Annotated in this window: 24 protein-coding genes and 5 pseudogenes; 15 read left to right on the forward strand and 14 right to left on the reverse strand. The window is 70.8% G+C overall.

Annotated features, from left to right (window positions below; translation table 11 throughout):
- The first annotated feature begins 100 nt into the window (after positions 1-100).
- Genes OHO27_RS19235 through OHO27_RS19245 form a run of 3 tightly spaced genes read left to right on the forward strand, consistent with a single transcriptional unit; the run spans position 101 to position 2,652 of the window.
- On the forward strand, positions 101-1,489 hold the full coding sequence (locus tag OHO27_RS19235; protein WP_328425550.1) for an MFS transporter: 1,389 nt from the start codon (positions 101-103) through the stop codon (positions 1,487-1,489).
- A gap of 24 nt (positions 1,490-1,513) precedes the next feature.
- Positions 1,514-2,311 (forward strand): carbon-nitrogen hydrolase family protein, encoded by a 798-nt coding sequence (locus tag OHO27_RS19240; RefSeq protein ID WP_328425552.1) that lies wholly within the window; start codon positions 1,514-1,516, stop codon positions 2,309-2,311.
- Positions 2,308-2,652 carry a cupin domain-containing protein gene (locus tag OHO27_RS19245; protein WP_328425554.1) on the forward strand — a complete coding sequence of 115 codons (345 nt, stop codon included), beginning with the start codon at positions 2,308-2,310 and terminating at the stop codon, positions 2,650-2,652. The genes OHO27_RS19240 and OHO27_RS19245 overlap by 4 nt, the downstream gene beginning before the upstream one ends.
- On the opposite strand, the gene OHO27_RS19250 is transcribed toward OHO27_RS19245, so the two are convergent.
- The 3 genes and pseudogenes from OHO27_RS19250 to OHO27_RS19260 all read right to left on the reverse strand — a co-directional run.
- On the reverse strand, positions 2,649-3,275 hold the full coding sequence (locus OHO27_RS19250) for a GntR family transcriptional regulator (RefSeq protein WP_328425556.1): 627 nt from the start codon (positions 3,273-3,275) through the stop codon (positions 2,649-2,651). The genes OHO27_RS19245 and OHO27_RS19250 overlap by 4 nt on opposite strands.
- Before the next feature lie 83 nt (positions 3,276-3,358).
- Positions 3,359-3,772 (reverse strand): cupin domain-containing protein, encoded by a 414-nt coding sequence (locus OHO27_RS19255; protein WP_328425558.1) that lies wholly within the window; start codon positions 3,770-3,772, stop codon positions 3,359-3,361.
- Between the two features lie 103 nt (positions 3,773-3,875).
- Positions 3,876-4,208: pseudogene (locus OHO27_RS19260) on the reverse strand (TSUP family transporter); the annotation flags it as partial.
- Between OHO27_RS19260 and OHO27_RS19265 the strand changes: the two are divergent.
- The 3 genes and pseudogenes from OHO27_RS19265 to OHO27_RS19275 form a co-directional block, all read left to right on the forward strand.
- Positions 4,206-4,417 (forward strand): annotated as a pseudogene (locus OHO27_RS19265) (DUF5990 family protein); the annotation flags it as partial. The pseudogenes OHO27_RS19260 and OHO27_RS19265 overlap by 3 nt on opposite strands.
- 320 nt (positions 4,418-4,737) lie before the next feature.
- Positions 4,738-4,941 (forward strand): cold-shock protein, encoded by a 204-nt coding sequence (locus OHO27_RS19270; protein ID WP_328425559.1) that lies wholly within the window; start codon positions 4,738-4,740, stop codon positions 4,939-4,941.
- A gap of 244 nt (positions 4,942-5,185) precedes the next feature.
- Positions 5,186-6,679, forward strand: coding sequence for a DEAD/DEAH box helicase (locus tag OHO27_RS19275; RefSeq protein WP_328425561.1), 1,494 nt, complete (start codon positions 5,186-5,188; stop codon positions 6,677-6,679).
- On the opposite strand, the gene OHO27_RS19280 is transcribed toward OHO27_RS19275, so the two are convergent.
- A complete protein-coding gene (locus OHO27_RS19280) occupies positions 6,676-7,515 on the reverse strand; it encodes an aquaporin (RefSeq protein ID WP_443059567.1) in 840 nt (279 codons plus the stop codon). The genes OHO27_RS19275 and OHO27_RS19280 overlap by 4 nt on opposite strands.
- 37 nt (positions 7,516-7,552) lie before the next feature.
- Positions 7,553-7,867: an ArsR/SmtB family transcription factor gene (locus OHO27_RS19285; protein ID WP_328425563.1), complete on the reverse strand. Its 315-nt coding sequence runs from the start codon at positions 7,865-7,867 to the stop codon at positions 7,553-7,555.
- Between the two features lie 64 nt (positions 7,868-7,931).
- Between OHO27_RS19285 and OHO27_RS19290 the strand changes: the two genes are divergently transcribed.
- Positions 7,932-8,351, forward strand: coding sequence for an arsenate reductase ArsC (locus tag OHO27_RS19290; RefSeq protein ID WP_328425565.1), 420 nt, complete (start codon positions 7,932-7,934; stop codon positions 8,349-8,351).
- Between the two features lie 188 nt (positions 8,352-8,539).
- Positions 8,540-10,120, forward strand: a complete 1,581-nt coding sequence (locus tag OHO27_RS19295) for an alpha/beta hydrolase (RefSeq protein WP_328425567.1) — start codon at positions 8,540-8,542, stop codon at positions 10,118-10,120.
- A gap of 35 nt (positions 10,121-10,155) precedes the next feature.
- Here OHO27_RS19295 and OHO27_RS19300 read toward each other — a convergent pair whose 3' ends face one another.
- Positions 10,156-10,587: a hypothetical protein gene (locus OHO27_RS19300; protein WP_328425569.1), complete on the reverse strand. Its 432-nt coding sequence runs from the start codon at positions 10,585-10,587 to the stop codon at positions 10,156-10,158.
- Between the two features lie 151 nt (positions 10,588-10,738).
- Positions 10,739-10,909: pseudogene (locus tag OHO27_RS19305) on the reverse strand (ATP-binding protein); the annotation flags it as partial.
- 11 nt (positions 10,910-10,920) lie between these two features.
- Between OHO27_RS19305 and OHO27_RS19310 the strand changes: the two are divergent.
- The 4 genes from OHO27_RS19310 (at position 10,921) to OHO27_RS19325 (ending at position 14,155) form a co-directional block, all read left to right on the forward strand.
- Entirely contained in the window at positions 10,921-11,529 is a 609-nt protein-coding gene (locus tag OHO27_RS19310; protein ID WP_328430487.1) for a TetR/AcrR family transcriptional regulator, read from the forward strand.
- A 190-nt stretch (positions 11,530-11,719) separates the two neighbouring features.
- On the forward strand, positions 11,720-12,493 hold the full coding sequence (locus OHO27_RS19315) for a polysaccharide deacetylase family protein (RefSeq protein ID WP_328425571.1): 774 nt from the start codon (positions 11,720-11,722) through the stop codon (positions 12,491-12,493).
- A gap of 206 nt (positions 12,494-12,699) precedes the next feature.
- Positions 12,700-13,122: an ATP-binding protein gene (locus OHO27_RS19320; RefSeq protein WP_328425573.1), complete on the forward strand. Its 423-nt coding sequence runs from the start codon at positions 12,700-12,702 to the stop codon at positions 13,120-13,122.
- 241 nt (positions 13,123-13,363) lie between these two features.
- Positions 13,364-14,155 carry a hypothetical protein gene (locus tag OHO27_RS19325; RefSeq protein ID WP_328430488.1) on the forward strand — a complete coding sequence of 264 codons (792 nt, stop codon included), beginning with the start codon at positions 13,364-13,366 and terminating at the stop codon, positions 14,153-14,155.
- 211 nt (positions 14,156-14,366) lie between these two features.
- Here OHO27_RS19325 and OHO27_RS19330 read toward each other — a convergent pair whose 3' ends face one another.
- Positions 14,367-14,756, reverse strand: coding sequence for a VOC family protein (locus OHO27_RS19330; RefSeq protein ID WP_328425575.1), 390 nt, complete (start codon positions 14,754-14,756; stop codon positions 14,367-14,369).
- A gap of 92 nt (positions 14,757-14,848) precedes the next feature.
- Positions 14,849-15,548: pseudogene (locus OHO27_RS19335) on the reverse strand (IS5 family transposase).
- A 121-nt stretch (positions 15,549-15,669) separates the two neighbouring features.
- Here OHO27_RS19335 and OHO27_RS19340 point away from each other — a divergent pair.
- Positions 15,670-17,639: pseudogene (locus OHO27_RS19340) on the forward strand (protein-arginine deiminase domain-containing protein).
- 93 nt (positions 17,640-17,732) lie between these two features.
- On the opposite strand, the gene OHO27_RS19345 reads toward OHO27_RS19340, so the two are convergent.
- Together OHO27_RS19345 and OHO27_RS19350 are read right to left on the reverse strand one after the other, a co-directional pair.
- A complete protein-coding gene (locus tag OHO27_RS19345; protein ID WP_328425577.1) occupies positions 17,733-18,437 on the reverse strand; it encodes a hypothetical protein in 705 nt (234 codons plus the stop codon).
- Complete coding sequence (locus tag OHO27_RS19350) at positions 18,427-18,942, reverse strand: SigE family RNA polymerase sigma factor (RefSeq protein WP_328425579.1); 516 nt, start codon at positions 18,940-18,942, stop codon at positions 18,427-18,429. The genes OHO27_RS19345 and OHO27_RS19350 overlap by 11 nt, the downstream gene beginning before the upstream one ends.
- A 243-nt stretch (positions 18,943-19,185) precedes the next feature.
- Here OHO27_RS19350 and OHO27_RS19355 point away from each other — a divergent pair, with 243 nt between their 5' ends.
- Both OHO27_RS19355 and OHO27_RS19360 read left to right on the forward strand, forming a co-directional pair.
- Positions 19,186-20,256: a sigma factor-like helix-turn-helix DNA-binding protein gene (locus OHO27_RS19355; RefSeq protein ID WP_328425581.1), complete on the forward strand. Its 1,071-nt coding sequence runs from the start codon at positions 19,186-19,188 to the stop codon at positions 20,254-20,256.
- Positions 20,253-22,004: a transglycosylase domain-containing protein gene (locus tag OHO27_RS19360; RefSeq protein WP_328425583.1), complete on the forward strand. Its 1,752-nt coding sequence runs from the start codon at positions 20,253-20,255 to the stop codon at positions 22,002-22,004. Before OHO27_RS19355 ends, OHO27_RS19360 begins: the two co-directional genes overlap by 4 nt.
- A 43-nt stretch (positions 22,005-22,047) precedes the next feature.
- Here the strand turns inward: OHO27_RS19360 and OHO27_RS19365 are convergent, their stop codons facing one another.
- The 3 genes from OHO27_RS19365 to OHO27_RS19375 all read right to left on the reverse strand — a co-directional run bounded on the left by OHO27_RS19365 (position 22,048) and on the right by OHO27_RS19375 (position 24,773).
- On the reverse strand, positions 22,048-22,779 hold the full coding sequence (locus tag OHO27_RS19365; RefSeq protein WP_328425585.1) for a DUF4232 domain-containing protein: 732 nt from the start codon (positions 22,777-22,779) through the stop codon (positions 22,048-22,050).
- 225 nt (positions 22,780-23,004) lie between these two features.
- Positions 23,005-24,132 carry a CU044_5270 family protein gene (locus tag OHO27_RS19370; protein WP_328425587.1) on the reverse strand — a complete coding sequence of 376 codons (1,128 nt, stop codon included), beginning with the start codon at positions 24,130-24,132 and terminating at the stop codon, positions 23,005-23,007.
- On the reverse strand, positions 24,129-24,773 hold the full coding sequence (locus tag OHO27_RS19375; RefSeq protein WP_328425589.1) for an RNA polymerase sigma factor: 645 nt from the start codon (positions 24,771-24,773) through the stop codon (positions 24,129-24,131). Before OHO27_RS19375 ends, OHO27_RS19370 begins: the two co-directional genes overlap by 4 nt.
- Positions 24,774-24,793: the final 20 nt, after the last annotated feature.

Below are 24,793 nucleotides of genomic sequence, written 5' to 3' on the forward strand. Positions count from 1 at the left end.
CGGTGAAGTTCTCGCGCAGGGGCTTGCGCATACGACCTGTATACAAGAAGTATGCCGGAAGGTCGATGTCCCCCGACGTCCCCGAGCAAGGATGGGAACCATGTCCGACACCCCGAAGGACGACACGAAGGACGACACGAAGGACAACACAAAGGCGTCCGATCGGCACTCCGGCGTCCGCCGGGCCTTCGTCGCGAGCCTGACCGGCACGGCGCTGGAGTGGTACGACTTCGCCGTCTACTCCGCCGCGGCCGCCCTGGTCTTCGGCGACCTGTTCTTCCCCTCGGAGGACCCGCTCACCGGCACGCTCCTGGCCTTCTCCACCTATGCGGTCGGCTATGTGTCGCGCCCGCTGGGCGGATTCGTCTTCGGCCGCCTCGGTGATGTGATCGGCCGCAAGAAGGTGCTGATCGCCACACTGGTCCTCATCGGCGCGGCGACGTTCCTGATCGGCGTCCTGCCCGCGTACTCGACGGCCGGCGTGGCCGCCCCGATCGCCCTGGTCGTGCTGCGCTTCGCGCAGGGCGTCGGTGTCGGCGGCGAGTGGGGCGGTGCCGTACTGCTGTCCAGCGAGTTCGGCGATCCGCGCCGCCGCGGCTTCTACGCCTCCGCCGCCCAGGTCGGCCCGCCCGCCGGAAACCTGCTGGCCAACGGCGTCCTGGCGGCCCTCGGCGCGCTGCTGACCGAGGCGCAGTTCGAGTCGTGGGGCTGGCGCGTGGCGTTCCTGTTCTCCGGCGTCCTCGTCGCGTTCGGGCTGTGGATCCGGGCGAAGCTCGAGGAGACCCCGGTGTTCAAGGCGATGGAGGCCGAGCACTCCCGGCCGGAGGCACCGATCCGCGAGGTGTTCACCACCCAGCCCCGCGCCCTGCTGGCCGCGATCCTGTGCCGCGTCGGCCCCGACGTGCTGTACGCCATGTTCACCGTCTTCGTCCTCACGTACGCCACCCAGGAACTCGGCATGTCGCGCGGCTCCGCCCTCGCGGCCGTGCTCATCGGCTCCTCGATCCAGGTCTTCCTCATGCCGCTGGCCGGCGCTCTCTCCGACCGGGTCAACCGTCGCCTGCTGTACGGCGGTGCGGCGGTGGCCGCCGGTGTGTGGCCCTTCGTGTTCTTCCCGATGATCGGCGGCGGCACCTGGCTGCCGCTCGCCACGGGAGTCGTCGTGGGCCTGGTGATCCACTGTTGCCTGTACGGCCCGCAGGCCGCCTTCATCACCGAACAGTTCGAGCCCCGGCTGCGCTCAACCGGCTCGTCCCTGGCCTACACCCTGGCCGGGATCATCGGCGGCGCCGTCGCCCCGCTGCTGTTCACCAGCCTGCTCAGCACCTACGGCAGCTGGGCTCCGCTGGCCGTGTACATCGCCCTCGCCTCGGCCGTCTCCCTCGTCGGCGTCTGGCTGGGACGCGACCCCGAGGCCGCCGTCGACGAGGACGCCGCCCTCGCCGCGCCGAAGGCGCCGCACCCGGTGAAGGCCACCCACTCCCACTGACCCCGGACGAAGGAGGACCGCACCGTGCGGATCGCCCTGAGCCAGCTCACCACCGGCCCCGACCCCGAGAAGAACCTCCTGCTCATCGAGGAATGGACGCGGCGCGCTGCGGATGCCGGAGCCCGCGTCGTCGTCTTCCCGGAGGCGTCGATGGCCTGCTTCGGCACCCCCCTGGCACCGCTCGCCGAACCCCTGGACGGACCGTGGGCCGACGGCGTCCGGCGGATCGCCCGCGCCACCGGCACGGTCGTCGTGGCCGGCATGTTCACCCCGGCCGGCGGGGGCCGGGTGGCCAACACCCTGCTCGCCACCGGGCCCGGGGTCGAGGCGTCGTACGACAAGATCCACCTCTACGACGCCTTCGGCTTCCGTGAGTCCGCCACCGTCGCCGCGGGTTCGGCCACGACGGTCATCGACGTGGACGGCGTACGGCTGGGTCTGGCCACCTGCTACGACATCCGTTTCCCGGAGCTGTTCCGGGCGCACGCCGACGCCGGAGCCGTCGCCACGCTGCTGGCCGCGTCCTGGGGCGCCGGGCCCGGCAAGCGCGAGCAGTGGGAGCTGCTGGTGCGGGCCCGTGCGCTGGACGCCACCGTATGGCTCGCCGCCGTGGACCAGGCCGACCCCGGTGCCGGCACCGGCCCGGGTTCCGCCCCGACGGGGATCGGGCACAGTCTCGTCGCCGGACCCGACGGGACCGTACGGCATGCCCTGGGCGCCGAGCCCGAGCTGCTGGTGGCCGACCTGGACGTCGACGAGGTCGCCGCGGTCCGCCGGCGGATCTCCGTGCTGGCCAACAGGCGCCCGGAGGTGTGGCGATGAGCAAGCCCGAGCTGGAGTTCCACCTGCCCGACGGACCGTGGCGGGCCCCGGCCGGCGCCGGCCCGGGCGTCGAGGAGCGCGTCCTGGCCGACGACCCCGAGCGCGGATCCCGTACGGCGCTCGTCCGCTGGGCGCCGGGCACCGACACCTCGGCGGACGGCGTGACCCGCCATGACTTCTGGGAGGAGGTCTATCTCGTCGAGGGAGCGCTGCACGACCTGACGCTCGACCGGACCTTCACAGCGGGCATGTACGCCTGCCGGCCGCCCGGGATGCCGCACGGCCCCTGGACCTCCCGGGACGGCGTGACGATGCTGGTGATCACCTACCCGCCGTCCTAACCCGCGAGCAGCACCTTGAGCGTCGACTCCAGATGGTGGTCGATGGCGCCCCACGCGGCCTGCGCGTCACCCGCTTCCAGGGCGTCCAGGATGGCCTCGTGTTCCTCCAGCACCGCTTCCTGACGTCCCTGCTGGTTGAACAGGGCGACCACGCCGGCACGGACCTGGCGGCTGCGCAGGCCCTCGTAGTGCCGGTCGAGGAGGGCGTTGCCGACGGCGGACACCAGGACGGCGTGGAAACGGTGGTCCACGTCGATGAACTCCCGGGCCTGCTCGGCACCGGTGAGCTCGCGCTGCCGTTCCAGCAGGGACCGCAGCTCCGCCACCGGCGCTGCGCCACCGGAGACGAGCTGCTGGGCGGCGTACCGCTCGACGATGCCCCGCAGCTCCATGAGCTCGCGGATCTCCCGTCCCGTCAGGGGGGACACGCGGGCGCCCCGCTTGGGCACCAGCTCGACCAGGTCCTCGGCGGCAAGCTGCAGCAGCGCTTCCCGGACAGGGGTGCGGGAGACACCGACACGGTCCGCGAGCTCCTGCTCCGACAGGAAGGCGCCCTGCATCCCCGGGTCCGTCAGCACCGTGTCCTTGAGATACGCGTACGCCTTCTCCCGACCGGACGTCACGGCAACCCCCAGCAATCGTATACAGCTTGTATACGGACGCTACCACGTGCCTTCTACTGGGGAACCTCGCCAGATGCCGGTGGTCATCGTGACCGGGCAACCCGCAGGTGCTGTCGCTCCGCCAGTTCCTCCGGGCCGACCACGGTGAGGACTGGGGCGCCAGGCGGCGCGAACATGGTCACCACCAGCTGGGACTGTGCGTCGGGAAGGTTGTTGGCGCCCTGGTAGTGGATCACGTCACCCCCGGGCTCGAAGAGGGCGTCACCGGCCTTGAGTATCCGGGGCGGCTGACCCTCCAGTTCGAAGAGGATCTCGCCCTGGGTCACGTAACCGAAGAGCGGTCCGGGGTGCCGGTGCGGCGGCGCGCCGGGGTCACCGGGGGCCAGGGTGACCCGGATCGTCCTCGCCTCGGCGCCGGCCGGTATCCGGTTCGCCGCCTCCGGCAGGGTCGTGATCACCTCGACGCCTGGGGGCAGGTGTGCGTGCTGAGCGGTCATGCGTTCCTCCAAACAGGGAGTGTCCACAGTGAGGACAAGACGGCCTCCCCGTTTTGTGACAGCCCTGCGGGTTCGGCTCAGGGGTCTGGGTACCGCGCAGGGCGAACGTGGCAGCGAGCGCCGCCGGGGCGACGCGTGCGACGGGCGGACCGCGTCCGACGAGGATCGGGCCGAGGAGGGAGCCGCCGCCGATGCCGTGGATGCCGCCGATCACTCCGACTGCCAGGGCTGGGCCGGTGAGGGTGCGTGCGGTCAACTCGCGTGCGGGCGGCGGACGGTGGTGTGTCTGCGCCAGTGCGCGCAGGCTCAGCCACCGGCCGAGGGACAGCAGCAGGACGGCGATCAGGAGCCGGAAGACCTCGGGCCGGGGAGAGCGCCGCAGGGCGCCCGGGCCGGCGACGACGTTGAACAGCAGGTTGGTCGGCGTGATGGCCGGGCCAAGCTCATGCTCGACGTCATACCCGCCGACGTACTCGTCGGACGCCTCGGCCTGACCGGCGCGCAGGGCGGGCCCTTATGCGCGCGCGTCGAGCCCCTCACATCACCTGGACCGCCGCACGCGCCGGCCAGGAGCGGCTCTGGGCCGATGTGACCTTCATCGCGGTGGTCGGCTCTCGGCGCGTTCTCCGTTGTCCCAGCCGTTGACGGCGACGGCAGTGGGCGCACGGCTCATCGACGGAGGTCACGGCGCTGCGGCCGGAGGCGTTCGGCCGGAACACCGCATCCGCGCGGACCAATATCTGTATCCGCGAGGTGAGAAATAGGTGCGGCACACCGCGAGTATTCCCCGACCGCCGACCCGATCGGGACTATTGATGACTCTGGGCCGATCGGGCCATGCTAACGTCGATCTCAGTTGCAGGTGTGGTTGCCAGAGGGTTCATTTTCCGACGGGTTAATCAGCACGGCGACGCGGAATCCGCACAAGGCGAATTCCGGGCATCGTCCCCCGAAGGAGAAATGACATGGCTACTGGCACCGTGAAGTGGTTCAACGCGGAAAAGGGCTTCGGCTTCATCGAGCAGGACGGCGGCGGCCCCGACGTCTTCGCCCACTACTCGAACATCGCCACCCAGGGCTTCCGCGAGCTGCAGGAAGGTCAGAAGGTGTCCTTCGACATCGGTCAGGGCCAGAAGGGCCCGACGGCGGAGAACATCGTTCCCGCCTGACACCGGCAGCAACGCATACTTCGCAGCTGGGGCCCGCACCTTGGGGTGCGGGCCCCAGCTCGCTGCATTTCAGGGCGCGCGACGGGAAGGCCCCACCACATCACCGAACGGTGACGTATTCCCCCGTCGACACGACTCGGCGCCCATCGCCTCCGGCTCGTTCTCGCGATTCCCTGCGCAGTTCATCTTGCTGCGGAAATTCCTTGCTACGCGCCTACGTGCTCACATCGAGGAAAGGTTCCGCTTGAACCGCGCACGCACCACCCGCACGACCCGTACCAACGACCACGCCCGGGTTTCCGGCGCCAAGCGCTCGGGGGCGCCCCGGCGTTCCAAGGGCAACGATCGCCGGCAGACCTCACCCCAGGGCGAGTTCGCTCTGCCGGTGACGGTCACGCCCGCGCTGCCCGCCGTCGAGTCGTTCGCCGACCTCGCCCTGCCGGCGCCATTGCTGGCCGCACTCGGTCAGGAGGGCGTGACCGTACCGTTCCCCATCCAGGGGGCGACCCTTCCGAACTCTCTCGCCGGGCGCGACGTGCTCGGCCGCGGTCGTACCGGCTCGGGCAAGACCCTTGCCTTCGGCCTGGCCGTACTGGCCCGGACAGCGGGTCGGCGCGCCGAGCCGCGGCAGCCGCTGGCCCTGGTCCTCGTACCCACCCGCGAGCTGGCCCAGCAGGTCACCGACGCGCTCACCCCGTACGCCCGCTCCGTGAAGCTGCGGCTGGCCACCGTGGTCGGCGGCATGTCCATCGGCAGGCAGGCCGGTGCACTGCGCGCCGGCGCGGAGGTCGTCGTCGCGACGCCGGGGCGGCTCAAGGACCTCATCGGCCGTGGCGACTGCCGACTGGACGACGTCGCCATCACCGTCCTCGACGAGGCCGATCAGATGGCCGACATGGGCTTCATGCCGCAGGTCACCGCCCTGCTCGACCAGGTGCGCCCCGAAGGGCAGCGCATGCTCTTCTCGGCCACCCTGGACCGCAACGTCGACCGGCTCGTCCGCCGCTACCTGAACGACCCGGTGGTCCACTCCGTCGACCCGTCCGCGGGTGCGGTCACCACGATGGAACACCACGTACTCCACGTGCACGAAGCGGACAAGCACCGGACGACCACCGAGATCGCGGCACGAGACGGCCGGGTGATCATGTTCCTGGACACCAAGCACGCGGTTGACCGGCTCACCAAGCACCTGCTGAACAGCGGCGTCCGCGCCGCGGCCCTGCACGGCGGCAAGTCCCAGCCGCAGCGCACGCGGACCCTCACCCAGTTCAAGGCCGGGCACGTGACGGTACTGGTGGCGACCAATGTCGCGGCGCGCGGGATCCACGTCGACAACCTCGACCTGGTCGTCAACGTCGATCCCCCCACCGACCACAAGGACTACCTGCACCGCGGCGGCCGTACCGCCCGCGCCGGAGAGTCCGGCAGCGTCGTCACCCTGGTGACCCCCGACCAGCGCCGCAGCATGACCCGACTGATGGCTGCAGCCGCCATCACCCCCCAGGTCACCCCGGTACGTTCGGGTGAGGCGGAACTGAGCCGCATCACCGGGGCCCAGGCCCCGTCCGGTGTTCCCGTCGTCATCACCGCGCCCGCCGCGGAACGCCCCCGCCGCGCCGTGTCCTCAGCGGCCCCCTCGTCCCGAGGCCGCCGCGACCGCGCCGCCCAGGGGCGCGCCACCGGACGAGCCGGTCGACGCAGGGGGCAGCGGCCCTCCTTCAACTCGGCGGCCTAGAGGCATCGATCAGAAGCTCGCCGGCGACGCGGTAGGAGTTCCACTACCGCGTCCCGGCCGGGCATGAAGATGAGGGCCACCAGGGCCAAGCCGACCACGGCGCCGATGAGTTGCATGCCGATGAAGCCCGCCACCGACGCCGGGGCGATGCCGGCGAAGGTGTCGGTGAAGGCGCGGCCAATCGTCACGGCCGGGTTGGCGAAGGACGTGGACGAAGTGAACCAGTACGCGGCGCCGATGTAGGAGGCGACCGCGACGGGGGCGTAGCGGAGGCGGTCGGTGCGGGCCAGGCCGAAGATCACCAGGATCAGTCCGGCCGTCGCGACGATCTCACCAAGGAGCAGGTGTCCGGCCGAGCGGTCGTGGGTGGACCACTTGACCATCGGTTCGCCGAACATCGCGTCGGCCAGGATCGCGCCCGCGATGGCGCCGGCGATCTGCGTGGGGACGTAGATTGCGGCCTCCCGCAATGTCACGCCGGGGCCGCCACGGCGAGCGTTCCACCACTCGGCGAGAGTGACGGCGGGGTTGAAGTGCGCCCCGGACACCGGGCCGAGCAGCAGGATCAGAACCCCGAGGCCGAAGACGGTGGCCGTGGAGTTCGCCAGGAGCTGCAGGCCGACGTCCTTGGTCAGTTCGGTGGCCTGGATGCCGGAGCCGACCACCACCGCCACCAGTGCCGCGGTGCCGACCAGTTCGGCCGCGGCCCTGGCGAGCAGCGGCGGTGTCTGGGGCGGGGTGGCGCCCGGAGCGGGCTGCGGCTCGGTCCCGGCCACGTCCGGCGTCGGCGGGGATTCCTCGGCTCTGTCGTGTCCGGCAGCCTCGGTGGCGGTCAAGTTGACTCCTAGGTGCAGATCGCCGCAGGGGCGAGGATCAGGGACAGGACCGCTTGACGTTGTTCTCGGCGGTGGTGCGCGCGGTCTCCGCCAGGTCGGCGAACCGGCCCGCGAGGGAGGCGATGACGTCGGGCTTGAGCCGGTAGTAGGTGAACCGGCCGCACGGCTCGGTCTCCACGACCCCGGCCTCGCGCAGCACCTTCAGGTGGTTGGACAGGTTGGTCTGTCTGGCCCCCGTCTCCTCGATCAGGTGGGTGGTGCAGAGCGTCTCCTTGGCGAGCAGGGTGACGATCCGAAGGCGGAGCGGGTCCGCGAGAACCCGCAACAGATCAGTGTCGACTGACGTCAGCATGGGCTGATAATCTCACATCATTCCAGGCTGATACCAGCCTGGGCTGATCCAGAAGGAAGCCTCCATGTCCTCCAGCCCGCTCGCCTCCGTGCTGTTCGTCTGCGTCCACAACGCCGGGCGCTCCCAGATGGCCGCCGGATTCCTCAGCCACCTCGCGGGCGACCGGATCGAGGTCCGCTCCGCCGGCTCCGTCCCCGGCGACCAGGTCAACCCGGCCGCCGTCGAGGCCATGAACGAGGTCGGCATCGACATCTCCGCGGCCGAGCCGAAGGTACTCACCACCGAGGCCGTCCAGGCGTCCGACTACGTCATCACCATGGGCTGCGGCGACGCCTGCCCCATCTTCCCCGGCAAGAAGTACCTGGACTGGGCCCTGGAGGATCCTGCGGGCAAGGGCGTCGAGGCCGTCCGCCCCATCCGCGACGAGATCCGCCGGCGCATCGAGGCCCTGATCGCCGAGATCGACGCCACGCGGGAGGCGTGAGACCGGAGAAGGCGATCGAGCCGGATGCCGCGGAGCGAATCTTGGTTGTCCGACTCCGGGACCATCCGTCGCTCTCTTCGTCCGTCCACGGTCGGAGAAACCTTGCCTCCTTGATGGATTCGCCCCAACTCCCTTAGCCGAAAGGGTTGGTCCGATCCGTACACACCAACGGCAAGGACCTCCCCCACGTGCGCAACAGCCGAATAGCTTGCTTTCTGGCGGCCAGTACCGTCGCCGCCCTGGTTCCCGCCCTCGCGCCGGCCACGGCATCCGCCGCGGCGAACCCCATGAGCCAGTACCAGCAGCAGAAGCCGGCCTGGCACCGCTGCGACAGAGAGATGCCGGCGACCTTCCAGTGCGCCACCATCAAGGTGCCGCTCGACTACAGCCGTCCCGGCGGCAAGAAGCTCGACCTCGCGATATCGAGGCTGAAGACGAGCACCAAGCAGGAGCGCCGCGGTGTGCTCCTGCTCAACCCGGGCGGACCCGGCGGTCCGGGCGTCGACATGCCGCAGTACATGGCGAGTGAGCTGCCGAAGAGCGTGAAAGCGAAGTACGACCTCGTGGGGTTCGACCCGCGGGGCATCGGCCGGAGCTCCCCCGTCAGCTGCGGCCTGACGCCCGAGCAGGCGAACTCGGAACGGCCGTACAAGGCCGCGACGTTCGCCAAGGACGTGACGTGGGCCCGGACCGTCGCCGAGAAGTGCGACGCCGAGCAGGGCGACAAGCTGCGGCACATCACCACCCGCAACACCGCCCGGGACATGGACGTGATCCGGGCCGTGCTCGCCGAGAAGAAGATCTCCTACCTGGGGTACTCGTACGGGACCTACCTCGGCGCGGTCTACACGCAGATGTTCCCCAAGCGCTCCGACCGTTTCGTACTGGACAGCGCCGTCGACCCGGCCAGGGTCTGGCGCGGCATGATCCAGATCTGGGCGGAGGGCACCGAGCCCGCCTTCACCCGGTGGACCGAGTGGACCGCCGAGCGGAACTCCACGTACAAGCTGGGCAAGACGCCCGCGGCGGTCCGCAAGACCTTCTACGACCTCGTCGCCCAGGCCGACCGCAAGCCGATCGACCTCGACGGCACCAAGCTGACCGGTGACGACATCCGCTCCGGCAGCCGGGCCACGTTCTTCAGTGTGCGCGACGCCGCCGAGTCGGTCGTCGAGCTGAAGAAGGCCGCCGAGGGCAAGCCCGCCTCCGGTGCCCGGGAGGGCAGGACGCTCGCGCCGCAGCCGCCGTCGTTCGCCCGCGCCGTGCCCGAGGACAACGGCGACACCGGCTTCTGGTCCGTCGTGTGCGCCGACACCCGCAACTGGCCGCGCGATCCCGAGCAGTACCGCGCCGACGCGATCCGGGACAAGGCCAGGTACCCGCTGTACGGCGACTTCGTCTCCAACATCAAGCCGTGCGCCTTCTGGAAGAAGAACGGCTCCGAGCCCGCCACCACGATCGACAACAAGGTCGGCGCGCTGATCCTCCAGAACGAGTGGGACTCCCAGACCCCGCTGGCCAGCGGGCAGGGCCTGCGACGGGTCATGAAGGGCGCGAAGATGGTCACGGTCGCCGGAGGTGTCGGACACGGCATCTACGGCTCCAAGTCGTGCGCCGACAAGCCGGCCACGGCCTATCTGACCACCGGGAAGCTGCCGGTGAAGGACGTGACCTGCAAGGCCGCTCCGGAAGCACGCGAGCGCGCCGGCGACAACCCGCTCCCGCTGCCGACGCCTCGGGGCCTGACGGGCATGGTCAGCCGTTTCTGAACCCCGGACCGGTGACGACCGCGTGGGGCCCTCCGTCAGCGGCGGGCCCCACGCGTACTCGTGCTGCCGGGGGCGAGTCCGCACGTGCCGGACCTCGATGCCCCGTCCTGCCCCGTCAGTTGCACGGCGACCTTGCCGTCGGCGTCCTGGCTGTAGGCGATCGTGCAGGTCAGCTGACGTAGCGCGGTGGTGGACAAGCCCTTCAGCGCAAAGGGCAGGCGGGCCGCGACCTTGCCGCCCTGGGAGACGTCGACTTCGACGGTCACGCCGGGGCGGGTGGCCGGGAGGGCAGTGCTCAGGCCTGCGGCGCGGTCCTCGTCCCGCGGGCCGCCGAGCAATGCCAGGACGACCTTCTCCGTGGGCACCGGGCCGGCCGCTTCGCTGAGGTTCTGGTCCTCGGCCGAAGGCCCGGTCGTCCGGATGACGGGGGCCAGCCCTCCGTCGGGGGAACGGAAGAAGAGCAGCATGTCGTAGTCGCGGTTGAGGAAGCCTGGAAGCTGGCGGGACCGCCCGCCTCGATGACGTCGGTCTCCTGGATCCCGCAGCCGCCGAGCAGCGGTACGGTCGCCGCGAAGGCGAGGGTGACGGCTGCCGCGTGCCGACGCGTCCGCGCACGCCTCATCCGCCGGCCTCCTCCGCGTGGAGCGGTATCTCGACGGTGAAGACGGCGCCGCCCCCGGGCCGGTTCCCCGCGTGGATCGTTCCGCCGTGCAGCTTCACGTTCTCCGAGGTGATCGCGAGTCCCAGGCCGCTGCCCGCCGAGCGGGTGCGGGCCGCGTCGGCCTTGTAGACGTACGGAGATCAAGCAGCGCGCGTGGGAGCAGATCGCCACGGCGGGCGCGTCCGCGCTCTCCCTCAACGCGATCGCCAAGCAGATGGGCATGAGCGGACCCGCGCTGTACCGGTACTTCAGCGGCCGTGACGAGCTGATCACCGAGCTCGTGAGAGAGGCGTACCGAAGCCTCGCCGACACCTTCCGCGCGGCCTCGGAGGCCGGCGCCGACGTGACCGGGCTGGCACACGCCCTGCGGGGATGGGCCCTGGAGGATCCCCAGCGTTACTTCCTCATCTACGGCACGCCCGTCCCGGGCTACCACGCGCCCGACGACACCACCGCGATCTCGTCCGAGATCATGGCGACCATGCTGGACGCCTGCGCCGCGCTGCTCGCAGAGCCGCCCGCGGACGGCCCGGCCACGCCGTTCGACACGCACCTGGAAGGCCACCGGGACTGGGCGGGCGGCCATCCCGCGCCGCCCGCGGTCCTCCACCGGGCCCTGAGCTTCTGGAGCCGGCTGCACGGTGTCCTGTCCCTGGAACTCGCCGGCCAGTTCTCCGGTATGGGATTCGACCCCGCGCAGCTCTTCGCCGCCGAGCTGGACGACCTGGTCGGCGCGCCGGCGAAGTGAAGGCTGAGCCGTCGGCCCAGTCCCTCCCGCCGTCGCTGCGGCCGCTGCTGCTCGCCCCGTTGTCCGCGAACTCCCCCGAGATTGTCCGTGATCGGTAACGGACGCATCCCCTGGCCGCCGCCCCTCGTCCTGCCATGTGGTCACAAGGTGACCGGGCATCGGCGAGGAACTGCGCGAAGGCGGGGCGGACATGGCACGGCACGGCGGCGGGCGGGGCTGGTACGGCAAGCTGGTCGGGGCGGCGCTCGGGGTGACGGTGCTCGCCGCCGGCGCCTCACTGTGGACCGCGCAGGCCGATGCCGTGGGGGGCTCGGCACCGAAGGCGACCGCGTCGGCCAAGCCGGGCAGCGACGTCAAGGCGGTCGCGGAGACCATCGTGCACGCCTCGGACAAGGGGGCGCGCGGCGTCAACATCACCATCGACGACGGCCCCGACCCCGTCTGGACCCCTCAAGTGCTCGACGTGCTGCGGGAGTACGGGGTGAAGGCCACGTTCTGCATGGTGGGGACGCAGGCGCAGGCCCACCCGGACCTCGTGAAGAAGGTGGTCGCGGCAGGGCACCTGCTGTGCAACCACTCGGTCTCGCACGACACCACCATGGACAGGCAGTCCGAGGCCTACCAGTCGCAGCAGATCCTCGACGCCGAACGCATGATCACCAAGGCGTCCGGGGGCGTACGGCCGGTGTACTACCGGGCGCCCGGCGGTGCCTTCACCCCCTACAGCCGCAAGCTCGCCGCCTCCCGGGGCATGCGCCCGCTGGGCTGGAACGTGGACAGCAAGGACTTCGAACGGCCCGGCACGGACGCCATGGTCGCCACCGTCGAGCGAGAGCTGCCCAACGGGCCGACGATCCTCTTCCACGACGCGGGCGGCGAGCGTTCCCAGACGGTCGAGGCCCTGCGCCGGATCCTCCCGTGGCTCGCGGAGCAGGGCTACTCCTGCGGGTTTCCGGTGCGTTGAGTGCCTGAGTGAGTTCACTTGCCGGCCCGCCCCCTTGTTGGCGGGGCCGTAGAGCTCGCCGATTCCGGGACGGTTCCAGGTTGCCGATCAGCCACCGCGGGCATCACCACCGGACGGGACCGGCCGCGGGGGACAGGGTGTGGCCCCGGTGCGACGGCGGCTGCGGCCGAGCGCGCCGGCAGTCCCAGGGAGGGAGTTGAGCACTCATGCGTGCCCACGAGGGTGGTGCCCGAGAGCACACCGCACGCGCCGAGTACCTGCTGCCGTGCACCGTCGCCTCGGCGCGGCGAGCCCGCAGACTGACGTCCGCCTTTCTCACCCGGACGCATTCCCGCATCGCCGCCGTCGGGGCCGAGCAGGTGGCCGACGCCACGCTCATCGCGTCCGAGCTGGTCGCCAACGCGGTACGGCACGGACGCACCGGCTGCCGGCTGCGGCTGCAGGTGGGCGCGGGCCGCGTGACCGTGGAGGTGCACGACGACGCCCCGGGCCGGCCACGCACGCGTGCCGGTCACGCCGACGACGAGAGCGGTCGGGGCCTGGCCATAGTGCAGGCACTCACCGAGCGTTTCGACGTCGCGGTGCCGGTGACCGGCGGAAAGACCGTCCGGGCGGTGCTGGCCGTCTGACGGCACCCGGTCCGTAGGGACGGCCACCACAGGAAGTGGCCGCTCTCAAGGCGGCGCGGCGACGAACCGCGGCCCACAGCCGATGTGTTGCTGTGTCACGGCCGTGCCACGGGGGCGTCCTGAAGGGCAGACGGGCGTGACCTGCGGGCTCCGGGACTCCTCATAGTCGGTACAGAGCGGGAAACCGGCAACGAACACCGTCGGCTCCCCACTATCGCCGCCTCGGAAGGAACCTCCCGTGATGAACCGCCACCTGCGCAACGCCGTCGTCGCCGCCACCGCGATCACCGCCGGGCTGCTGATGACGGCGTGCCAGAACGGCTCCGACGACAACGCGGCCGGCAAGAGCGGAAAGGGCTCGACGTCGGTCGCGGAAAAGGCGTCGGACTCCAAGGGATCCACGGGCTCAAAGGGTTCCCACGGCGCTCAGGGCTCTCAGGGCTCCACGAACTCCAAGGGCGTCAGCGGCTCGTTCACGGACGGCAAGGTCACCTATCTCGCGCCGGGCAAGTACATCGTGTCCGTACCGGGCAAGGAGGACCAGCAGTTCCTGGTCGCCGACGACACCGAGGTGTACGGCGCCGGCACGGTCTGCGGCGAGGCAGGGGCCAAGGTGGACGCGCCGTGCACGCTGGACCAGTTGGAGGCTGCCACCAAGAAGGACGCCGTGAGCGCCGACGTGAAGATGAAGAACGGCATCGCGACCCTGGTGACCGAGCGGCGCGCCGCCCAGCAGGACACCGGCTCCGACTCGAAGGGCGTCAACGGAACCTGGTTCGGCAACGTCTCCTACCTGGCGCCGGGCAAGTACACGGTCTCCGACATGAAGGGCGTCGAGCAGCAGTTCTTCATCGCCGAGGACACCGAGATCCGGGGCTACGACGACATCTGCGACGCGGTGAACACGGGTGCAGGCGGCGAGGGCGGCACCGAGTGCACCGAGGCCGAACTGGAGGCAGCGGCCAAGAAGGGCTTCAGCGCCGAGGTCGTGATCAGCAACGGCATCGCCACCAGCATCCGCGACGACCACTGACATCGTCGGACCCGGGTAGGAAGACATCGTTTCCTTTGGTGCCGGTGAGGGCTTATGGGTCCTCTGCCAGCGTTCGGTGCCACCACGGAGGGCAAGTTCCCAGCCTGGCGGCGGCTCAGGTAATCGCAGGGCGCCGGCCGCGAGCACATCGGGCACAAGCAGCGATTGAGGGCCGCACCCCGGGCTGGGGTGCGGCGATCGGCGCCTGTGCTTACGAGGTCCAGCCGCCGTACGGCACGGTGATCAGCTCCATGGCATGACCCGCCGGGTCCATGAAGTACACCCCGCGGCCGCCGTCGTTGTGGTTGATCGCACCGGGCTGTTGCCGGTGCGGGTCAGCGTAGTGCTCGATGCCGCGCTCGCTGATCCGCGCGTACGCCGCGTCGAACTCCTCCTCGGAGATCAGGAAGGCGTAATGCTGCATGGCGATGTGGTCCGCGGGGATCGTGGCGAAGTCCAGCGTGACGCCGTTGCTCAGGGCGACCGCGATGAACGGGCCCCATTCCGCGGTGATCTCAAGGCCCAGCAGGTCCGCGAAGAACTGGGCGGACTCCCGATTGTCCCGGGCGTGGACGATCGTGTGATTCAACTCAACTGACAAGGAATGCCTCCGAAGGCACCTCCCGACACCTCCATGCCTCACCCAGCCGGTGATCGACACGCGATGTCCCGGTAGATCCTAGTCGCTGTTGTCTACGAAGTGATTCGGCGGTAGTTGATGAGTGCTGCGGCTATACCGACGAAGGCGAGGAAGTGCTCGGCCTTGCGTTCGTAGCGGCGATGCAGGCGCCGGCATCCAGCCAGCCAGGAGACCGTCCTCTCGACGACCCAGCGGTGGCGGCCCAGTCGTGTGGAGGGCTCGATGCCCTTACGGGCAATGCGGTGGCGACTGCCCCTCTTACGGAGCCATCTGCGCAGGTGGTCGTAGTCGTAGCCCTTGTCCGCATGGAGCTTGGCTGGACGCTGACGGCGCGGGCCGCGTCGGGAGCGGACGGGCGGGATCCCCCGCGCCAGTGGCTTCAGGCCGAGGCTGTCGTGCACGTTGGCACGGGAGATGCCCAGCGACAGGGGCAATCCGTTCCGGTCCGTGATCAGGTGGATTTTCGATCCGCTCTTGCCGCGGTCGGTCGGATTCGGTCCGGTCAGTGGCCCCCTTTCACCGCCCGGACGCTGACGGAGTCGATCGCGCACCGGGACCAGTCCAGCTCTCCTCTGGAGCCGAGTTCGACGAGGATGACTCGGTGGCGACGAAAATGATCGCTGCCAGGGTCTCCCGGTCACCGGTCCGTCGCCGACCCCCTCCCAGCGGACGCTTCACTTCCGTCGGCGGCACCACTCGCCGGAACAACACCCACAACTCATCCGGCACCAACCGCGCAACCAGATCCGTCATGAACGGCTCAACGAACGATCACGCCATAAGAAGCGACCTCTAAGTCTCGCCTCACAGTGAACGCACAGCGCACGGTTCCTCCTCTTATCCGGCGACACCCACCAAGTGAGAGGAACGCGCCGTGCGTTCACGTCCATCGATACGCATACGCCCGTACCCCGCCGGCTCCCTGGTCCTGGCTCTCGCCGCCGCGGGCTCCGTGCTGGCGGGGCCGGCCTACTCGGCCCCCGTCGCCGGACGGTCCGGCCTCGCCGATCTGCGCGCGGATGTGAACCGCGACGGGCGGGTCGATGTCACCGGCGGTACCGACGAACACCGTGAGGGCCGCTGGTCGGTCGAGCGCGGGGCCGTATTCCTGCCCAACATCGACGACGACACCAAGCGCTGTCCCGTCACCGGCCCGGGTGGCAGACCGCTGTCCGACGCCGCGCTGGCCGCCTGCAACGACGGAACGGACAAGAAGGTCAACGGCAGTGCGGACGCCGCCGACCTCGCCCGGGTCCGTTCCGTGCCCATGGCCGACGTCCCGGCGGGCGCCAAGGAAGCCTGAAGGTCACCGCGGGCGCCGCGCACACGCACCTTTTCCTCAAGCGTGCCGGGGCCTGGGTCCTGGTGACGTCCGGGACCCGGCTGACCGCGGCCGAGCTGCGCTCCGGTGTGGAGTTCGGCGTCGAGGCCACCGACGTCGTCCGGGACAGCGCCAAGTGGGACGGCCGGGCGGTGATCCGGCTGACGGTGACGGCCGGGCAGACGTCCGCCTCCGACGCCGTCACCCTGCGCGTCGCACCGCTGCTGACCCAGCATCACCTGCAGAACACCCAGCAGGTGATGGTGTCCAAGGTCCAGGGTGACGGCCCGGACAGCCGCCTTCAGCGGGAGTTCGTCACCGCGCTCGACAAGGAGGTCAAGAAGGCCGGGATCACCACCCCGCTGGTCACCTTCGAGAAGTACGCCGACCGCTGGGCCCAGGACTTCGTCGAACCGGCCTACGTCAGCATGACCGGGCCGGGCGGCAAGCGGCACGTGATGCGTGTGATGCTGCGCTCCGCCCAGCCGGACCGGGACGCCGGGCGGGAACTGTTCGAGAAGGTCCGCGGCCGGGACATCGGCGTCGTGCAGGTGACCGACCGGGCCGAACCCGACGACTGGTCGCTCAACTCCATGGGCAACCTGGAGACCATCCCGCCCTACTCGCACGGCGGGCGCTCGTTCCCGGCCGGCCGCATCATCATGGGCGAGCGCAAGGACAGCGGGGCGCGCCCGTCAAAGGTGATGCGCACCATGCTCAAGTCGCAGGGTCTGCAGGACCCGTTGCTGCTGGACACCTCATGGCTGGGCGTCGGGCACGTCGACGAGTTCGTACAGTTCCTGCCCGCCGACACCCCGCGCCGCTGGCGCATCGGCGTCGCCGACCCGCAGGCGGGGCTGCGGCTGCTGCGCGACGCCAAGCGCGACGGGCACGGCACGACGAAGATGTTCTCCGTCCCGGGCCGCGCCGACACCCCGGCGCCGAAGGAGACCATCGACCAGGCGCTCGCCTCCCGGCACCTGGTCGCCGACAACGAGATGGCGGCCCGGCGCATCGCGGCCAACCTGGAGATCCTGAAGCGCGAGACGGGCGTCACCGACGCCGAGATCGTGCGCGTACCGGCCCTGTACACCCGTGATTCGGAGGCCTTGACCTCCGAGGGCGAGGAAGTTCCCGTGCCGCGTCTGACGCGGATGGGCGCCGGCTCCGACCTCGTGGACAGCCTCAGGGACAACGGCCAGCAGAAGTGGCTCGCCGAGAACCCGGCCGCCCCGCGCGCGGCGGGCCCGGCGACGGTGACGACCAGCGCGTACGTTCCCGGAGCGGTCAACGGCGTCCTCCTGGGCCGGGACCGCTACCTCGCTCCGCGTCAGTGGGGTCCCGTCGTCAACGGCAAGGACCTCTTCACGGAAGCGGTGACCACCGTGTACCAGAAGGTCGGCATGAAGGTGTCGTACATCGACGACTGGTACACGTACCACCTCGGCATGGGCGAGGTGCACTGCGGCACCAACACCCTGCGCGACGCGTCGGCCGCGTGGTGGCGGCTCTCGGCGCGGTGACGGCCGGCGGATAGCCGACACCCGACCCCACCCAAGCCGGCCCGGCCGTCACCTGCGGCCGGGCCGGCCCGGTGCGCATCCTGGCCCTCCCCCTCACCGGACGACGCCGGGCTCGACCGTCGGTGTCGCCCCCGTAGTCACCGAGATGCGTTCGCCCACGCCGACCCGGGCGTAGAACGACTTGGCGTCCTCGGGGGCGAGGGCGATCAGGGCGCCGCCGACGCGGAAGCCGGTCAGGGACTTCAGCTGTGCGGTGAAGGTGCCGACGTAGAGCGGCTGGTCGCTGCCGTCGCGCAGCTCGACCACATACGGGACGTCCACCTCGGCGCGGTCCTTGGAAGGGATGTCGACAGGCAGGGCTCTCTGCTCCTGCTTCGTCACCACCGTCATCGAGGTCGCCGCGGCGACCGGGGCTTCGCGTGCCGACTCCCAGACGATCGGCATGAGTCGACCGCCGAAGGTGAGGGTGCGCCCGGTCAGGTCGAGGGTGCCGGGGACGGGCTCCGCGGTGGTCCGGGACGGTGACGGTGGGGAGGGCTGGGAGGGCTGGGAGGGGTCGGCCGGTGTTGCGGCCGGGGTGTGGAGCCGGTCCGGCTGGTCCGGGGTTCCGCCGAGGTGGAGCGTGAGAGCGACGGAAAGTGCGGTGAGGCCGGCGGTTCCCGCACCCAGGGTCGCCACGACCCGGCGTAGGCGTCTGCGGCGCAGCGCCCGGCCGCGGATCTCGGCGCCGTCGGCGACCGGCCGGGTCGCCTCGGCGGCGGCCAACTCGCGCAGTGCGGCAGAGAGTTCATCGGACACGGCCGCTCTCCTTCCGGACCGGCTCGTCGGCCCCGTCCTCCGCGAGGCGCTCCGCCAGCGCGGCCCGCCCCCGCGCCAGCCTCGCCTTGACCGTCCCCACGGGCGCGCCGGTCTCGGAGGCTACCTGCTGCACGGTCAGATCGCACAAATGGTGCAGGACGATCGCCATCCTCTGCGCCTCGGGCAGTTCGCGCAGGGCGGCCACGAGCGCGGTGTGCTCAGGCCCCGGGCCCGGTGTGGAGTCGGGGGCCGGGGTGCGCCGCACCAGTTCCAGCCAGCGCTTCGCCCGCCGCCAGCGACTCACCGCCAGCCGCATGGCCACCGTGCGGATCCACGCCTCGGGGGCACTGTCCGCCAGGAACTGCCTGCGCCGGTCCCAGGCCCGTACGAACGCTTCCTGTACGACGTCCTGGGCCTCGCCGTGGTCTCCGGTGAAGGCGTAGAGCTGTCCGGTCAGCCGGGGGAACGCGGCCGCGTAGAAGGCGTCGAACTCGTCCTCGGTCATGCCCACCACCCCCACTCCCCGCCGGAATCCGTGCTCTTTCCGTTTCCTTGCAACCCGGCCGCCTCGCCCGTGCGTACAGGTCCCGTAGGTTCCGCTGGATCGCGTAGGCCGCATCCAGTGAAGCGCAACCCATCAGGAAGACGGTGCACGGGGGTTTCAGGCTCCCTTTTCCTCAACGGGGTTGGGCACCTGCGCACCCGGCCACGAGCCACGACCGAGTCCCCGAGCCGAAGGACCCCCCACGTGCCACCCACCCACGCCGTACTCCCCGCCGGCCATGACTTCGCCTCCTACGCCCGGACCAACTGGTCCCGGCTGGTCGTGACCGCGCGGCTGCTCACCGACGACACGGGTGCGGCACAGGAGTTGGTGCGGAGAACCCTGGTGCGGGTGTGCGCGCGGTGGCGGGGAGTTCCGCGCGACGACGTGGACTTCCACGTGCGGCGCTGTCTGGTGCACAGCCATCTGCGCCCGCTGCGCGGGAGGCGGGCCGCACGCCGGCGGACGGTTCTGGTGCTGCGGATCTGGGAGGGGCTCGCGGACGCGGAGATCGCCCAGTTGCTGGGCTGCTCCGTGAGTGCGGTCCGTGCGCATGCCCGGCACGGGTTGAAGGAGGCCGGCGAAGAACCCGTAGGCCTGCGTGAGAAGTACACCCGTGCCGTCGAGGACCTCGTCCCGTCCGAGGTGCCGCTGGCCGGCCTCCAGGCACAGGGCCGTGTCCGGCGGCGACGCCGGCTCGCGGTGACCTCGACCGCCTGCGTGGCGCTGCTCACGCCGGTGACGGTCGCCCTCCTCAGCGTCGACCAGCTCGGGGGCGGTGCGCAGGACGGGGTGCCCGGAGCCCGGGGCGCGCGTTCGGCGACGAGCCCGATCCGGGTCGTGGCGCCGGGCGAGCGGGTGACCGTGGGGCCGCGGGTACGGGTGTGGCTCACGGCCGACGGTGGGCACTGGTCGGTGCCCGACGCCCTCCCACAGGACGACAACCACCTCGCCGTCGACGGACCGGACGGTGCGGCGGCCGTCTCCGTGCGGGCGGACGCCGTGCAGGGCGGCTTTCTCCTGTCCGGCCTCGTCCGCGGCCTGCACGGCGAGCCGAGCCGCGTCGAGGTGAGAACGGGCGACGGCACCACCACGGCGAAGGTCCTCGTCCTGGCGGGCAGTCCGGGGTGGGGCATCTGGTACGCGCCCGCGCCGCTGCCCGGTGAGGACATGAAAGCCCTGCTGTCCCTCGGCGGGGACGAGCGGATCGTCACCGTGTACGACGCCTCGGGCAAGGTCGCCGCACGGTCCGACCGCGAATGGTGGCGGATATGAACACGGCGCAGTGGCTGGAGAAGAGCAGGAAGAAGGTCGGGACGCCGGGCCGGCCCTCGACGCCCCGGCACCGCGAACGCGTGCCCCTGCGGGTCCGGTTCCGCCGCACCCGGGGCCGACGGCTGCGCCGGCTGCTGTACACCTTCCTCGCACTGGTCGCGACGCTCTGCGCGGCGGCCGTCGTGGCGTACCACTTGACGACGATTCCGGAGCCGCACCCCGAGACCGTCACCCAGAGCACCGTGTTCCTCGACGCGGGCGGGGCCTACCTGGGCCGACGTGGACCGGTCGACCGGCAGGACGTCCCGCTGTCGGCGGTCCCCCGGCATGTGCAGGACGCGGTGATCGCCGCGGAGAACCGCTCCTTCCGTACGGACAACGGCATTTCACCGCGGGCCATCACGCGGGCCGCGCTGGCGACGCTGACGGGCGGCGACCCGCAGGGCGGCTCGACCATCACCCAGCAGTACGTGAAGAACGCGCTGCTGAGCCCGGAGCGTTCGCTGACCCGCAAGGCGCGCGAGGCGCTCATCGCGATCAAGTTGGACCGCACCCGCGGCAAGGACGAGATCCTGGAGGGCTATCTCAACACCGTGTACTTCGGCCGGGGCGCCGCCGGGATCCAGTCCGCCGCGCGCAACTACTTCGGCGTGGACGCGAGGAACCTGACGGTGGCGCAGGGCGCGGCGATCGCGTCCATCGTCAACATCCCCTCGTACTACGAGAAGGCGGGCTCCGATCCGAAGGTGACCGCGAAGCTGCGCGGCCGGTGGGAGTGGGTGCTCGACGCGATGGCGGCGAGCGAGAGCATCACGGCGGAGCAGCGGGCGGCGGCGCGTTTCCCGGCGTTCCGTTTCTATCCGCCGGGCGAGACCGAGGGGCAGCGGCAGTATCTGATCGACGTCGCCGCGAAGGAGGCCGCCGACCGGCTCGGCATCACCGAGGACCAGCTGGCGAGCGGCGGCTACAACGTGACGACCACCTTCGACCTGGCGCTCCAGGACACCGCCACGCAGCGGGTCGCGGAGCATCCCGGAGGCAAGGGCGGGGTGCGGCTGCACACCGCGGTCGTGGCGATGGTGCCGGGCGACGGAGCGGTACGGCTGCTGTACGGGGGTTCGGACTACGCGCGCCAGCCCTTCAACGACGCGGTGAGCGGGGCGGTGGAGGCGGGGACGGCTCTGGACCCCTTCACCAAGCTGGTGCGGGCGGACGAGCCACTGCACGCCCTGCTCAGGACACCGGCGCCGACACCGCTGAACATGGCGTCGGCCTATGCGACCGTCGCGGCGAACGGTGAGTACGCCACCCCGTACACCGTCGCACGCATCACGCAGGCGGGCCGTACGGTCTACAAGGCGCGGCCGGATGTGCGGCAGGTGCTGGGCGAGAAGGAAGCGATGGTGGCGGGCGTGATGACCGGGGCGGGGCCGGTCCCCGTGGGCGTCCGCCCGGCGGAGACGCAAGGGTTCACCACCGAGGGGGCAGGTGGCGGAACCGCCCGGCGGACCGTGTGGACCACCGGCTACGACAGCCGGCTCACCCTGACTGTCGCGCTGTTCGCCGACCGGGCCGGCAGCAAGAAGGGCACGCCGGCGCCCACCCGGCTGCCGAACGAGCCGCCGCCGACCGAGTTCGCCGAGAACGTGGCGACGGCGATCTGGAGGGCCGCCACGAAGGGGGACCCGTCAGGCACCGGGAAGGAGGATGCGGTCAGGCAGCCCTCCTCGGTGCCTTCACCGGGGTAGCCGCGGGCACTGACAGCGCGGTCGGCGGCGACCTGGCGCCACGTCACCAGGAGATGGCGTCCTCCATCTCCTGCTGCCAGTACGTGACCTTGAGCGAGTCGTCGACGTGGACGCCCTTCGCGGGCAGGGACGGGTGGGCGCCCGTGCCGACGCTCTCGTTGCCGGAGCGGCCCTGGAAGTAGACGGACAGGGTCTTCACGGTGTGGCCGTTGGCGCCGCTGCCGTCGGCCGCCGAGAGGTTCACGGAGGCGTAGCCGGACTCGCCGGGCTGGAGCGTGACGACTGCCTGGGGCTGCGAGTCCTCGATGACCGGGGGCACGGACTGGGCCTCGCCGAAGCGGACGGCCGGGTAGCCGTAGAGGTAGCAGGTCTTGCTGCCGGTGTTGGTCACCGTGAGCAGCATGTGGTTCAGGGGGCGGTTCAGCGGGGCGGCGACCGTCTTGGTGTTGGAGCCCTCGCAGGTGACCGGCTTGGCGGCGGAGGAGGCGGGCGTCTTCGACGTGGGGGTCTGCGCCGCGGTGCCCGAACCGTTGGTGGAGGCCTTGGCTCCCGCGGAGCCCGAGGAGTTCGCGGAGCCCGAGGAAGAGTCGGACCCGGTGTCCGAAGCAGGGGTGCCGGCGGACTGGCCCGTGCTCGTGGAGGGCTGCACCTTCGACGACGCACCCTCGTCCTGGACGCCCGATCCGTTGCTGCAGGCGCCCAGGGAGAGCGTGGCGAGGACTGCGGTCGCGGCGGCGCCGGCCAGGCGGATGCGGGAGGTGCGGAGCTTCGACATGTGGCTGTGCCCTTCGTGTTCCGGTGGGTGGTGACTGGATGACCGAAGCTTGTGCGGTGATCCGTCCCAGCGGCCACGGATGACGGGCAGTTGGGGACGCCGGAACGCTGGAATGCACCCTGACCAGGGAGAATGCGGTCGGCCTGGAACGCTCTTCTGGGACACGAGGGCTCCCGCAACGAACCTCTTCGCGAGGTTCGTTGCGGGAGTTCGGGGTCGTGGGGGTCAGCCCGCCTGCGACGGGGTCTGCTTGACGCCGTCGACGACGGCCCGGTTGATGATCGCGCTCGTGTACATCACCGTGCCGGGCTTGATCAGAGCGGACTCGCCGGTGGCCTTGCGTACCTGGACGCTGCGGTCCCCGAGGAAGACATGGGTCTTCTTGTCGAAGATCCACTCCTCGCGCTGGCCGCTGGTCTCGTCGAGCCGGGCCACCGCGACGCCGTGCCGTCCCACCGCGTCCACGGCGTCGTTCACGACGACGACGCCCGGGATCTTCTCGGCGGCCTTGAACAGCGCCGAGTAGAGCTCCGCCGGCGGGTAGCTCTCGCCGAGCAGGTCCCCGATCGTGGTGAACGCCTGCTGGTCGGGCGAGTTGCCCATCCCCTCCGTCTCCTTGTAGATCTTGGCCAGCAGTGCGTCGGGGTCGGTGGTGAGCTTGGCGAGGTAGTCGTACGACGGAGCGTTGAGGTACGCCTCGCGCTCGTTGCCCTGCTCGTCGGGGAGGCTCAGGGTCTCGCCCTCGGGGCTGTCGTTGACCGCGGGGTCGATCAGCCAGCCCTTGGTGCCGTCGGCGGACATCCACACCTGCCGGCGGTGCAGCTGGTGGCTGGCCAGGCTGCTCTCGTCGCCGACGGTCCTGACGAACGTGTCGGCCGTCTTGGACTCCACGTAGACGTACTGGCCGGGCTTGACGGTCGGGTGGGACACGTCGGCCGCCGCCAGCGAGATCTGGTCGAGCAGCTGCGGGACTCCTTCGGTGCTCGCGGCGCCGAGCTGCGTGGTCAGGGCCGGTCCCGTCGCGAGGGCGCCGTCCTGGGCTCCGTCACGGCCGCCCGTGACTCCGCCACCGCCGGACACCGCGAACCCGGCGACGACGATGCCGGCCACGGCGGCCGCCATGGCGGGCAGCACGATCGCCGGACGCGGCAGTCGCAACCGTCGTACCTTCGCCGGGGCTTCGGAGGCTGCCGTCGCCGTGCGCTCTTCCTGCTGCATGTCGTGGATCTGGGCCATCAGGCGCTCCCTGTGGAACTCGTGACGGCCCACCGGCAGGTCACGCGCCGTCCGGGACAGGAGCTCGGCGCTCTCATCCCGCTCTGCCGGGTTCTGCCGGGACGTGTTCGCGTTCATCGGTTTCCTTCCTGTGCGGGCCGTATCGCGTTTGTGTGATCGCCTCTTATCTGTCGGCCGAGCAGGCCGCCTTCCCGTTTCCCGCGAACTTTCCAGTCCTGCCTGCCGGTTGCGGGCGCCTCCGCCAGCGCACGCAGCTTCCTGCGGGCCCGGGAGAGCCGGGAGGCCACCGTTCCGACCGGGATGCCCAGCGCCTCGGCCGCGGCCTCGTAGTCCAGGCCCTCCCCCAGGCAGAGCGTGATGACCTCGCGCTCCGGTCTGCGCAGCGCGGCGAGCGCGTTGAGGGCCGTCGCGAGGCGCCGCCGGTCGTCGACCCGGTCGGCCACCTCGTCGGCGTGGTCGGCCACCGACAGCTCGGCCGCCGCGGCCGCGTTGGCCGCCGCCCGGTATCGCCGGTTGCTCCGGTACTGGTTGCGCGCCGTGTTGGTGGCGATGCCCAGCAGCCAGGGCCGCAGGGAGCCGCCCTCCGGCTCGACCCTGTCGCGCAGCCGCCATGCCTCCAGGAAGGTCGCCGCCATCACGTCCTCGGCCACCGACCAGTCGGCGGTCAGCCGGAAGGCATGGTTGTAGACCGCGCGGGAGTAGCTGTCGAAGAGCTCGGCGAACGCGCTCGACTCCCCGGCCCGTACCCGGGTCCGCATATGAGTGCTCACCTCAATGA

This window comes from Streptomyces sp. NBC_00443, assembly GCF_036014175.1.
Classification (GTDB): domain Bacteria; phylum Actinomycetota; class Actinomycetes; order Streptomycetales; family Streptomycetaceae; genus Streptomyces.

Bases quoted from the DNA above. Each gene is read 5' to 3' on its own strand.
- OHO27_RS19235 (WP_328425550.1), top strand. From the start codon at position 101: ATGTCCGACACCCCGAAGGACGACACGAAGGACGACACGAAGGACAAC.
- OHO27_RS19245 (WP_328425554.1), top strand. From the start codon at position 2,308: ATGAGCAAGCCCGAGCTGGAGTTCCACCTGCCCGACGGACCGTGGCGG.
- OHO27_RS19255 (WP_328425558.1), bottom strand. From the start codon at position 3,772: ATGACCGCTCAGCACGCACACCTGCCCCCAGGCGTCGAGGTGATCACG.
- OHO27_RS19270 (WP_328425559.1), top strand. From the start codon at position 4,738: ATGGCTACTGGCACCGTGAAGTGGTTCAACGCGGAAAAGGGCTTCGGC.
- OHO27_RS19285 (WP_328425563.1), bottom strand. From the start codon at position 7,867: ATGCTGACGTCAGTCGACACTGATCTGTTGCGGGTTCTCGCGGACCCG.
- OHO27_RS19290 (WP_328425565.1), top strand. From the start codon at position 7,932: ATGTCCTCCAGCCCGCTCGCCTCCGTGCTGTTCGTCTGCGTCCACAAC.
- OHO27_RS19300 (WP_328425569.1), bottom strand. From the start codon at position 10,587: ATGCTGCTCTTCTTCCGTTCCCCCGACGGAGGGCTGGCCCCCGTCATC.
- OHO27_RS19315 (WP_328425571.1), top strand. From the start codon at position 11,720: ATGGCACGGCACGGCGGCGGGCGGGGCTGGTACGGCAAGCTGGTCGGG.
- OHO27_RS19320 (WP_328425573.1), top strand. From the start codon at position 12,700: ATGCGTGCCCACGAGGGTGGTGCCCGAGAGCACACCGCACGCGCCGAG.
- OHO27_RS19325 (WP_328430488.1), top strand. From the start codon at position 13,364: ATGAACCGCCACCTGCGCAACGCCGTCGTCGCCGCCACCGCGATCACC.
- OHO27_RS19350 (WP_328425579.1), bottom strand. From the start codon at position 18,942: ATGACCGAGGACGAGTTCGACGCCTTCTACGCGGCCGCGTTCCCCCGG.
- OHO27_RS19360 (WP_328425583.1), top strand. From the start codon at position 20,253: ATGAACACGGCGCAGTGGCTGGAGAAGAGCAGGAAGAAGGTCGGGACG.
- OHO27_RS19365 (WP_328425585.1), bottom strand. From the start codon at position 22,779: ATGTCGAAGCTCCGCACCTCCCGCATCCGCCTGGCCGGCGCCGCCGCG.
- OHO27_RS19370 (WP_328425587.1), bottom strand. From the start codon at position 24,132: ATGAACGCGAACACGTCCCGGCAGAACCCGGCAGAGCGGGATGAGAGC.
- OHO27_RS19375 (WP_328425589.1), bottom strand. From the start codon at position 24,773: ATGCGGACCCGGGTACGGGCCGGGGAGTCGAGCGCGTTCGCCGAGCTC.